At 62.8% G+C, this 11176-nt stretch carries 10 protein-coding genes and 1 pseudogene; 7 read left to right on the top strand and 4 right to left on the bottom strand.

What is annotated here, in order from left to right:
- Positions 1-234: 234 nt before the first annotated feature.
- Entirely contained in the window at positions 235-915 is a 681-nt protein-coding gene (radC, locus tag OO258_RS20015; protein ID WP_266032156.1) for a RadC family protein, read from the bottom strand.
- Positions 916-1037: 122 nt separating this feature from the next.
- On the opposite strand from radC, the gene coaBC reads away from it, so the two are divergent.
- The 4 genes and pseudogenes from coaBC (at position 1038) to argB (ending at position 5158) form a co-directional block, all read left to right on the top strand.
- On the top strand, positions 1038-2249 hold the full coding sequence (gene coaBC / locus OO258_RS20010; protein WP_266032160.1) for a bifunctional phosphopantothenoylcysteine decarboxylase/phosphopantothenate--cysteine ligase CoaBC: 1212 nt from the start codon (positions 1038-1040) through the stop codon (positions 2247-2249).
- Positions 2250-2254: 5 nt separating this feature from the next.
- Positions 2255-2710 carry a dUTP diphosphatase gene (dut, locus tag OO258_RS20005; RefSeq protein WP_110743413.1) on the top strand — a complete coding sequence of 152 codons (456 nt, stop codon included), beginning with the start codon at positions 2255-2257 and terminating at the stop codon, positions 2708-2710.
- Positions 2711-2854: 144 nt separating this feature from the next.
- A pseudogene (locus OO258_RS20000) lies at positions 2855-4222 on the top strand (phosphomannomutase/phosphoglucomutase); the annotation flags it as partial.
- Between the two features lie 30 nt (positions 4223-4252).
- A complete protein-coding gene (gene argB, locus OO258_RS19995; protein WP_004575216.1) occupies positions 4253-5158 on the top strand; it encodes an acetylglutamate kinase in 906 nt (301 codons plus the stop codon).
- Between the two features lie 180 nt (positions 5159-5338).
- Here the strand turns inward: argB and pyrE are convergent, their stop codons facing one another.
- Positions 5339-5980, bottom strand: a complete 642-nt coding sequence (pyrE, locus tag OO258_RS19990; protein ID WP_014861506.1) for an orotate phosphoribosyltransferase — start codon at positions 5978-5980, stop codon at positions 5339-5341.
- Positions 5981-6060: 80 nt separating this feature from the next.
- Between pyrE and OO258_RS19985 the strand changes: the two genes are divergently transcribed.
- The gene (locus OO258_RS19985; RefSeq protein ID WP_003253401.1) at positions 6061-6840 is read left to right on the top strand and encodes an exodeoxyribonuclease III; all 780 of its coding nucleotides are present in this window, start codon (positions 6061-6063) and stop codon (positions 6838-6840) included.
- A 187-nt stretch (positions 6841-7027) separates the two neighbouring features.
- Here OO258_RS19985 and rph read toward each other — a convergent pair whose 3' ends face one another.
- Entirely contained in the window at positions 7028-7750 is a 723-nt protein-coding gene (gene rph, locus OO258_RS19980; RefSeq protein WP_266032154.1) for a ribonuclease PH, read from the bottom strand.
- Positions 7751-7978: 228 nt separating this feature from the next.
- Between rph and OO258_RS19975 the strand changes: the two genes are divergently transcribed.
- Together OO258_RS19975 and gmk are read left to right on the top strand one after the other, a co-directional pair.
- Positions 7979-8842, top strand: coding sequence for a YicC/YloC family endoribonuclease (locus tag OO258_RS19975; protein WP_110743416.1), 864 nt, complete (start codon positions 7979-7981; stop codon positions 8840-8842).
- Between the two features lie 13 nt (positions 8843-8855).
- A complete protein-coding gene (gene gmk / locus OO258_RS19970) occupies positions 8856-9476 on the top strand; it encodes a guanylate kinase (protein WP_266032153.1) in 621 nt (206 codons plus the stop codon).
- A 135-nt stretch (positions 9477-9611) separates the two neighbouring features.
- On the opposite strand, the gene OO258_RS19965 is transcribed toward gmk, so the two are convergent.
- Positions 9612-11153, bottom strand: coding sequence for an APC family permease (locus OO258_RS19965; RefSeq protein WP_266032152.1), 1542 nt, complete (start codon positions 11151-11153; stop codon positions 9612-9614).
- Between the last annotated feature and the right edge of the window lie 23 nt (positions 11154-11176).

Here is an 11176-nt window from a genome sequence, read left to right as displayed (position 1 = left end):
CGGGGCCCCCCGGTGGGGGGCGACGTGGGGGGGCCCCGGGGGGGGGGGGACCCTGGTGAGCGGGTGGGGGGGGTGGTACTCCCGATTGTTCACTTGTACCCTTTGTTTTTGGGGCGGCCGCCCTTTTGGTTGGTGGGTTTTGGTCGACGGGGCGCGGGGGGGGGGGCGCTGGATCTCACAGACGCCACAAACCTCAAGGCAGGCGCGTGCTAGCCCTGACCGCATTGACCTGCCTTACGCCACAATCCACCCATGCTCGACCATCGACAACGGCTCCCCGTCGCCGATGATGATGTGGTCCAGCACCCGCACGTCAATCAACGCCAGCCCCCGCTTCAGCGACAAGGTCAAATGCACATCGTCCTGGCTCGGCTCGTTGTTGCCTGAAGGGTGGTTGTGGCACAGGATCAACGCCGCCGCGTTGTGCAGCAGTGCCCGCCGCACGACCTCCCGCGGGTAGACACTGGCCCGGTCTATCGTGCCCCTGAACAGGATCTCAAACGCCAATGGGCGGTGCTTGGTATCCAGAAACAGGCAACCGAATACCTCACTGATCTCATGACGCAACATAGCCTTGAGATAGCGCCGCACCGCCGCAGGGCCCTCGAGCGCCGATGCGCGCTCGAGGTTCTCATCCAGATAACGCCGGCCAATCTCCAACAGCGCCTGTAACTGTGCGTATTTTACGGTGCCAATGCCCGGCTCACGCAGCACCGCTTCGCGTTCGGCCTCAAGAAACTGCCTGAGCCCGCCAAAACGCACCAGCAGCCCTCGCGCAAGGTCCAGCACATTGCGCCCGGCAACCCCGGAGCCCAGCAGTACGGCAAGCAACTCTGCATCCGACAGCGCAGCAGCCCCTCGCTGCAACAACTTCTCCCTCGGCCGTTCTTCAGCCGGCCACTCCCTGATATTCATCCCTGCCCCTTGCTGCGGCCCATTTCGGCCCTGTGGTAATCTATTTCGCCTCGTACATGCGACGTTCTGCCGCAGGCATTTTCAAACGTCGCCGCCCGCTCTCACTGGAAAAAGGCAAGCCTATGCAGCGGCTGTATCGCAAGCGCATCGTTCTCGGCGTAGGTGGTGGCATTGCCGCCTACAAAAGCGCCGAGCTGATTCGCCGACTCCTGGAGCACGGCGCGCAGGTGCGCGTCGTCATGACCCGTGGTGGTGCCGAATTCATCACCCCGCTGACCCTGCAGGCGCTGTCGGGCCATCCGGTGCACATGGACCTGCTCGACCCGGCTGCCGAAGCGGCCATGGGCCATATCGAACTGGCCAAGTGGGCCGACCTGGTGCTGATCGCCCCAGCCACCGCCGACCTGATGGCGCGCATGGCCCAAGGGATGGCCGACGACCTGCTGACCACCCTGGTACTGGCCACCGATGCCACCGTTGCCGTGGCGCCTGCGATGAACCAGGCCATGTGGCGCGACCCGGCCACCCAGTCCAACCTCGAACTGCTCAAGAGCCGTGGCATCCAGGTGTTCGGCCCGGCCTCCGGCAGCCAGGCCTGTGGCGACGTCGGCCTGGGGCGCATGCTTGAAGCCACCGACCTGGCCTGGTGTGCCGCAGAAAGCTTCAAGCGCCAGGCACTGACCGGCAAGCACGTGCTGATCACCGCCGGGCCGACCCAGGAAAACATCGACCCGGTGCGTTACATCACCAATCATAGCTCCGGCAAGATGGGCTTCGCGCTGGCCGAAGCGGCCGCTGAAGCCGGGGCTCGGGTAACCCTCGTCACCGGTCCGGTGCACCTGCCAACCCCAGACCGTGTCAGCCGCATCGACGTGGTCAGCGCGCGGGACATGCTCTCGGCCTGTGAAGCGGCCATGCCGTGCGACCTGTTCATTGCCTCGGCAGCGGTTGCGGACTACCGCCCCGAAGTGGTTGCCACACAAAAACTGAAGAAAGATCCTACGACCGGCGACGGCATGCTGCTGCAGATGGTGCGCAATCCCGATATCCTTGCCACCATTGCTGGCCGCGCCGATCGCCCGTTCAGCGTCGGCTTTGCCGCCGAAACCGAGCACCTGCTCGATTACGCCACGCGCAAGCTCAAGGACAAGAACCTCGACCTGATCGTCGCCAATGATGTGGCCAACCCCAGCATCGGCTTCAACAGCGAAGAAAACGCCTTGACCGTGATCGACCGCCAGCAGCACCAGACTCTCTTCGCGCAGACCAGCAAGGGCAAGATTGCCCGGCAACTGGTCGCCTTCATCGCCGAACGGCTCAATCAGGTTCAATAAGTTACATGCACGCTCTTCAAGCCAAGATCCTCGACCCACGCCTGGGCAGCGAATTCCCGCTGCCGACCTACGCCACCCCCGGCTCCGCCGGCCTCGACCTGCGCGCCCTGCTGAAGGAGGACACGGTCCTCGAGCCTGGCCAGACCCTGCTGATCCCTACCGGCCTGTCGATCTATATCGGCGACCCAGGCCTGGCTGCGGTCATCCTGCCGCGCTCGGGCCTGGGCCATAAGCACGGCGTCGTGCTGGGCAACCTGGTCGGGCTGATCGACTCGGACTACCAGGGCGAACTGATGGTGTCGTGCTGGAACCGAGGCAACACCCCGTTCACCATCGCGGTTGGCGAACGTATCGCCCAGTTGGTGCTGGTACCGGTGGTACAGGCCCACTTCGACATCGTCGAGGCATTCGATGAAAGCCAGCGGGGCGCTGGCGGCTTCGGTCACTCCGGCAGCCACTGAGCCGGCAAATGACCGTTCGGGCCAAGGATGGCGAACTCTCTGGCGAAACCACCGTCCAAGCGTTCAGTTTGCGCCTGCCCAGAAAGCCTTTGACTAATGGAGCTTCCAGAGATGAACGACATGGCCCGCCTGGTCCCCGCCGCATTGCCAGACAGCATTTTCCGCGCTTATGACATCCGCGGCGTGGTCGGCAAAACCCTCCACGCCGAAACCGCCTACTGGATCGGCCGCGCCATCGGCGCACAGAGCCTGGCCCAAGGCGAACCGCAGGTTTCGGTAGGTCGTGATGGCCGCCTGTCCGGGCCGATGCTGGTCGAACAGCTGATCAAGGGCCTGGTTGACGCCGGCTGCCAGGTCAGCGACGTCGGCCTGGTTCCTACCCCGGCGCTGTACTACGCAGCCAACGTACTGGCCGGCAAGTCTGGCGTGATGCTGACTGGCAGCCACAACCCGTCGGACTACAACGGTTTCAAGATCGTCATCGCCGGCGACACCTTGGCCAATGAACAGATCCAGGCCCTGCTGACCCGCCTGAAAACCAACGACCTGACCCTGGCCGAAGGCCGCGTGGAAAAGGTCAAGATTCTTGACCGCTACTTCAAGCAGATTGTCGGCGACGTGAAGCTGGCGAAAAAGCTCAAGGTAGTGGTGGACTGCGGCAACGGTGCCGCCGGCGTGATTGCGCCACAACTGATCGAAGCCCTGGGCTGCGAGGTGATCCCGCTGTTCTGCGAGGTCGATGGCAACTTCCCCAACCACCACCCGGACCCGGGCAAGCCGGAAAACCTCGAAGACCTGATCGCCAAGGTCAAGGAAACCGGTGCCGACATCGGCCTGGCCTTCGACGGTGACGGCGACCGGGTCGGCGTGGTGACCAACACCGGCAGCATCGTCTACCCAGACCGCCTTCTGATGCTGTTTGCCCAGGACGTACTGGGGCGCAACCCGGGCGCCGAGATCATCTTCGACGTCAAATGCACCCGTCGCCTGACCCCGCTGATCGAACAGCACGGCGGCCGCGCACTGATGTGGAAAACCGGCCACTCGCTGATCAAGAAGAAGATGAAACAGACCGGTTCGCTGCTGGCTGGCGAGATGAGCGGTCACATCTTCATCAAGGAACGCTGGTACGGTTTTGACGACGGTATCTACAGCGCCGCACGCCTGTTGGAGATCCTCAGCAAGACCAAGCAGAGCGCCGAAAACCTGTTTGCCGCCTTCCCGAATGATATTTCCACGCCGGAAATCAATATTGATGTGACCGACGAGGGTAAATTCAGCATCATTGATGCACTGCAACGCGACGCCGACTGGGGCGAAGCCAACCTGACCACCATCGACGGTGTGCGGGTCGACTACGACCACGGCTGGGGCCTGGTTCGCGCCTCCAACACCACGCCGGTGCTGGTGCTGCGCTTCGAGGCCGACAGTGACGCCGAGTTGCAACGTATCAAGGATGTTTTCCGTACCCAGTTGCTGCGGGTTGAGCCTGAGCTGCAACTGCCGTTCTGACCGACTATCTGTTCCTTACAGGAGCCCTGCATGACCCTCGATCGCGATGCCGCTTCCCATGTAGCCGAGGTTTTGTCCGAAGCACTGCCTTACATCCGCCGCTTTGTCGGCAAGACCCTGGTGATCAAGTACGGCGGCAACGCGATGGAGAGCGAGGAGCTCAAGACCGGCTTCGCCCGTGACATCGTGCTGATGAAGGCTGTGGGCATCAACCCGGTGGTGGTCCACGGTGGTGGCCCGCAGATCGGCGACCTGCTCAAGCGCCTGTCGATCGAAAGCCACTTCATCGACGGCATGCGCGTCACCGACTCGGCGACCATGGACGTGGTGGAGATGGTGCTGGGTGGCCAGGTCAACAAGGACATCGTCAACCTGATCAACCGCCACGGCGGTAGCGCCATCGGCCTGACCGGCAAGGACGCGGAGCTGATCCGCGCACGCAAGCTGACCGTCAGCCGCCAGACGCCAGAGATGACCACCCCGGAAATCATCGACATCGGTCACGTCGGTGAAGTGGTGAGCGTGAACACCGACCTGTTGAACATGCTGGTGAAGGGCGACTTCATCCCGGTCATCGCGCCAATCGGCGTGGGTGCCAACGGTGAGTCGTACAACATCAACGCCGACCTGGTGGCGGGCAAGGTGGCCGAGGCGCTGAAGGCCGAGAAGCTGATGCTGCTGACCAACATCGCCGGCCTGATGGACAAGCAGGGCCAGGTCCTGACCGGCCTGACCACCGAGCAGGTCAACGAACTGATCGCTGACGGCACCATCTACGGCGGCATGCTGCCGAAGATCAAATGTGCGCTGGATGCGGTGCAGGGCGGCGTGAACAGCTCGCACATCATCGACGGTCGAGTGCCGAATGCAGTGCTGCTGGAGATCTTCACCGACAGCGGCGTGGGTACCCTGATTACCAATCGCAAGCCACGCTGAGTGATTGGCTAGCCTGCATCGGCCTCTTCGCGGGTAAACCCGCTCCCACAGGGGATAGCACCGCCTTTGAGGGCTGTGGAGATCCGGTGGGAGCGGGTTAACCCGCGAAAGGGTCTGAACAGGTGACACAAAAAAGGCGACCTTCATGTGAAGGTCGCCTTTTTCATTTCCAGGCCAGGATCAGATCCCGTACTGCGCCCGGTAGGCCTCGACAGCCGGCAGGTGCTGCTTCAGCTGCGGATCGTCAGCCAGGAACTCCAGCACCTGGGTCAGCGAAACAATGCTGACCACCGGGATTCCGAAGTCGCGCTCCACTTCCTGAATCGCCGACAACTCGCCATTGCCACGCTCTTCGCGGTTCAGCGCGATCAGCACGCCGGCGGCCTTGGCCTGCTGGGCGTTGATGATCTGCATGACCTCACGGATGGCGGTACCGGCAGTGATCACGTCGTCGATGATCAGCACTTCGCCGGCCAGTGGTGCGCCGACCAGGCTACCGCCTTCGCCGTGGTCCTTGGCTTCCTTGCGGTTGAAGCACCATGGCACGTCGAGCTGATGCTGGTCAGCCAGCGCTACGGCGGTGGTCGCCGCCAGCGGGATACCCTTGTAGGCCGGGCCGAACAGCACATCGAAGGGGATCTTGCTGTCGACGATGGCGGCGGCGTAGCAACGGCCCAGTTCGGCCAGGGCGGAACCGGTGTTGAACAGGCCGGCATTGAAGAAATACGGGCTGGTACGCCCCGATTTCAGGGTGAATTCACCGAAACGCAGTACCCCGCGATCGATGGCAAAACGGATAAAGTCGCGCTGATACGGCTGCATGAATAGTCCCGGACACCACGGATTTAGCTAAATGGGTTGAGCTCGGGTATCATACACGCACGAGATTTATGGGGCCATTTATGCGGATCATCAGTGTGAACGTAAATGGCATTCAGGCTGCAGCCGAGCGTGGTTTGCTCAGCTGGCTGCAAGCCCAGAATGCCGACGTCATCTGCCTTCAGGATACCCGCGCCTCGGCCTTTGAACTCGATGACCCAGCTTTCCAGCTCGATGGCTATTTCCTTTATGCCTGCGACGCGGAGGTGCCAGCCCAAGGTGGTGTGGCCCTTTACTCGCGCATGCAGCCCAAGGCAGTCATCACCGGCCTGGGCTTCGAGACAGCCGACCGCTACGGGCGTTACCTGCAAGCAGATTTCGACAAAGTCAGTATTGCCAGCCTGCTACTGCCTTCGGGCATGAACGGCGACGAAGACTTGAACCAGAAGTTCAAGTTGATGGACGACTTCGCCAAGTACCTGGACAAGCAGCGCCGCAAGCGTCGCGAGTACATCTACTGCGGCTCGTTCTATGTGGCGCAGCAGAAGCTCGACATCAAGAACTGGCGTGACAGCCAGCAGTCGCCGGGTTTCCTGGCGCCTGAACGGGCCTGGATGGATGCGATAACTGGCGAAATGGGCTACGTCGATGCCCTGCGCGAAGTCAGCCGTGAAGGCGACCAGTACAGCTGGTGGCCGGACAACGAACAGGCCGAGATGCTCAACCTGGGCTACCGGTTCGACTACCAGATCCTCACGCCGGGCCTGCGCCGCTTCGTGCGCAATGCCCGCCTGCCGCGTCAGCCGCGCTTCTCCCAGCATGCGCCGCTGATTGTCGACTATGACTGGACGTTGACCATCTGAGTGCTAGGGCTGCTGCGCAGCCCGTTCGCGGGACAAGCCCGCTCCCACAGGATTCATGTATGGCTGAAAAGCTGTACAAATCTTGGACTGCCCCCAAGAAGCTGGACACCAATCCAACCCTTGGGGGCAGTCCATCTTGTGGGAGCGGGCTTGTCCCGCGAAGGGGCCGCGCAGCGGCCCCAAACAGTCAGTCAGCCAGAGCCGCCTGCTGCAGCTCGAAGATATCGTTCATGCCCTTCTGCGCCAGCGCCAGCATGGCGTTGAAGTCTTCCGGCTGGAACGGCGCGCCTTCGGCGGTACCCTGTACCTCGATGAAACCACCGGCACTGGTCATGACCACGTTCAGGTCGGTTTCGGCGGCGGAATCTTCCAGGTAGTCCAGATCGAGCACCGCTTCGCCCTGGTACATGCCGACAGATACGGCTGCGATCATGTGCTTGAGCGGGTTGCCGCCCTTGAGGCCGCCGCGCTTCTTGATCACTGCCAGGGCGTCGCACAGGGCGACCATGGCACCGGTAATGGACGCGGTGCGGGTACCGCCATCGGCCTGGATCACATCGCAGTCGACGTACAGGGTGATGTCACCGAGCTTGCTCATGTCCAGCGCAGCACGCAGCGAGCGGCCAATCAGGCGCTGGATTTCCAGGGTGCGGCCACCCTGCTTGCCACGGCTGGCTTCGCGCTGGTTACGCTCGCCGGTAGAGCGCGGCAGCATGCCATATTCGGCGGTCAGCCAACCTTGGCCCTGGCCTTTGAGGAAGCGCGGTACACCGTTCTCCACGCTGACCGTGCAGATGACCTTGGTGTCACCGAACTCGACCAGTACCGACCCTTCGGCGTGCTTGGTGTAGTTGCGGGTGATGCGGATCGAGCGGAGCTGATCGGCGGCGCGACCACTTGGACGTTTCATCTGGGATACCTGTACTGGGACTTTGAATCTGCCGAGCATTATAGAGCCCGCAGCCCGGCGAGGACATGCCTATTGTCGTACGCGGGGCTGCCCGTCGCCTTTTCCTACCACTGCAGCCACCCCTCGGTAACATAGGCGGATTGGGCGCCACGGCCCCACTGCGCTACAATCCTGCGCCTTGCAGCCGAGAGGCTCCCACCGTTCATTCAACTACGCGAGGTACTCCCCATGGTGCACAGCATGACCGCTTTTGCTCGTGTCGAGCGCGCCGGCAGCCAAGGCACCCTGGTCTGGGAGCTGCGTTCGGTCAACCACCGTTACCTGGAACCGCACCTGCGCCTGCCCGAGGCCCTGCGCGACCTTGAAGGCGGCGTGCGTGAAGGCCTGCGCCAAGGCCTGTCGCGGGGCAAGGTGGAATGCACCTTGCGCCTGAACGAAGACAGCAATGGCAAACCCCTGAAGGTAGACCGCGAGCGTGCCGCGCAACTGGTGGCCGCCGCCGAAGAAGTGGCCGGCCTGATCAAACAGCCGGCCCCGCTGAATCCGCTGGAAGTGCTGTCGTGGCCGGGCGTGCTGGTGGCCGACACCAGCGACCCGCAGGCGCTGAACGCCGAAGCCATGGCGCTGTTCGACGAAGCCTTGGCCGAACTCAAGGCCGGGCGCCAGCGCGAAGGCCAGGAACTGGCCCGGTTGATCAACGAGCGCCTGGACAACATGGCCGGCGAAGTCACCACTCTGCGCGCACTGGTGCCGCAGATGCTGGCGGCGCAGCGGCAGAAGATCCTCGACCGCTTCGGCGACATGCAGGCCGAACTCGACCCGCAGCGCCTGGAGCAGGAGATGGTACTGCTGGCACAGAAAAGCGACGTGGCCGAGGAACTCGACCGCCTCAGCACCCACGTTACCGAAGTACGCCGGGTGCTCAAAGGAGGTGGCGCCGCCGGCCGGCGCCTGGACTTCCTGATGCAGGAACTCAACCGCGAGGCCAATACCCTCGGCTCCAAGGCCTTCGACCCACGCAGCACGCAAGCGGCGGTCAACCTGAAGGTATTGATCGAACAGATGCGTGAACAAGTACAGAACATCGAGTAAGGCCACCCCGACCATGAACCACAGCAGCGGCACCCTCTACATCGTTTCGGCCCCTTCCGGCGCCGGCAAGACCAGCCTGGTCACCGCCCTGACCAAGGACGACCAGCAGATTCGCGTCTCGGTCTCGCACACTACCCGCGCCATGCGTCCGGGCGAGCAGCACGGGGTGAACTACCACTTCGTCGTCCACGAGGAATTCAAGGCACTGATCGCGCAAGGTGACTTCCTGGAACATGCCGAAGTGTTCGGTAACTTCTATGGCACTTCGCGCAGCGCATTGCAGCACACCCTGGACCAGGGCTATGACCTGATCCTGGAAATCGACTGGCAAGGCGCCCAGCAGGTGCGCAAGCTGATGCCGCAGGCACTGTCGGTGTTCATCCTGCCGCCAAGCCAGGAAGCGCTGCGCCAGCGTCTGGACGGCCGCGGGCAGGACAGCGAAGAGATCATTGCCGGGCGCATGAAGGAAGCGGTCAGCGAGATGGTGCACTACGACGAATATGACTACGTGATCATCAACGATGATTTCGACGTGGCGCTGGCAGACTTGAAAGCAGTGTTCCGTTCGAATCGCCTGCTGCTGAAGAAGCAGCAACAGCGCCACGGCGCATTGCTGAAACAGTTGGTTGGCTGAAAACGAAGGGGCCGCTTTGCGGCCCATTCGCGGGGCAAGCCCGCTCACACAAATGCTGCGCCGGCATTGAAGGCAGCGGTTGTCCTGTGGGAGCGGGCTTGGCCCGCGAATGGGCTGCAGAGCAGCCCCTTCCAATTATTCCTGCAGGGGCAAGGTAGCCTGCTGACGCAGGGTAGCCCCCAGGAAGTACGCCGGCGCGCGCATGCGCGACAGCATCATCAAGCCAATGCCAAGCGCCGAGATGATCGCGGCGATGACGAACACCAGCCCCAGCCCACCTACATGCGAGCCGCTGCCGAAATCCGGCGAAGCACTGTCGATGGCGGTACGCGCAAAGATCACCGACAGGATCACCCCTCCCACGAGCGGGCAAAGGCCGCGCATGACGAAGTGGCGCACGCTGTCGAACAGGCTGTCACGGAAATACCAGACGCAGGCAAACGCGGTCAGCGAATAGTAGAAGCAGATCATCATGCCAAGCGCGGTGATGGTATCTGCCAGCACGTTCTCGCTCAGGGTCCGCATCGTCACGTAGAACAGGCCTGCCGCCAGGCCGGCGCAGATGGTGGCATAGCGTGGTGTCTGCGAACGTGGGCAGACGCTGGCGAACTTCGGTGGTACCGCGCCGTAGTAACCCATGGCCAACAGCGTGCGCGCCGGCGCCACGAAGGTTGACTGCAGCGACGCTGCCGTACTGGCCAGCACGGCAATGGACATCAGGATCGCCAACGGCCCCATGACCGGGCCTGCCAGATGGGCGAACACGTTCTCCTGGATGCGTGGGTTGTTCAGCCCCAGGCCGGTTTCGCTGATACCGGCAAACTGCAGCGTGGCGATGGCGGTGAACAGGTACAGGCCGAGGATCAACATCACGGTCCAGGTGGCGGCCTTGCCCGGCACCTCTTCACTGCCTACCGACTCTTCGCTCACGGTCAGGCACGTGTCCCAACCCCAGAAGATGAAGATCGACAGCGACAGGCCGGCGGCAAAGGCCGAGAAGGATTCGACGCCGAACGGGTTGAACCAGGCGAAATCGAATTCCAGCGGTGCCGGCGCGGTGGTGCCACCGAAGGCGGCGAAGGCAAAGCCGATCAACACCAGCAACTGCAAGGCCACCAGGCCGTACTGCACGGTCATGGTGGTGGCAATGCCGCGACAGCAGATCCACACCGCCAGGGCGATGAACACGCAACAGGTCGTGATGTTGATCAACAGATTGTCGGCCAACGCAGCCAGCTCATGCTTGCCGGTGATCTGGCCGAGGAACAGGTAGAAGAAGTCGACCGCCACCCCGGCCAGATTGGACAGCACGATAGTGGTGGCAACGACCAGCCCCCAGCCGCCGATCCAACCGATCATCGGCCCGAAGGCACGCGCCGACCAGGTAAACGACGTGCCGCTGTCCGGCTCTGCCGAATTCAGCTCGCGGTAGCCCAGGGCCACCAGCAGCATCGGCAGGAAGCCGACGATGAACACGGCCGGCAGGTGGGCCCCCACCTCGCGCACGGTCGGGCCAAGGGCGCCGGTCAAGGTGTAAACCGGGGCGATGGTGGAAATGCCCAGCACCACGCTGGCCAGCAAGCCCAGGCGGCCTTGGGCCAGGCCCTTGCTGCGCTGAGTGTTTCCCGCGTCGGCCACTACATCGGGTGGGCGGCCGGCTTCTGTGTAATTGCTCATGAGTATTTGCCGTAAATTTTGGA

The sequence above is a fragment of the Pseudomonas sp. DCB_BI genome (assembly GCF_026240995.1).
GTDB lineage: Bacteria > Pseudomonadota > Gammaproteobacteria > Pseudomonadales > Pseudomonadaceae > Aquipseudomonas.
This window is presented reverse-complemented; position numbering and strand designations above follow the sequence as displayed.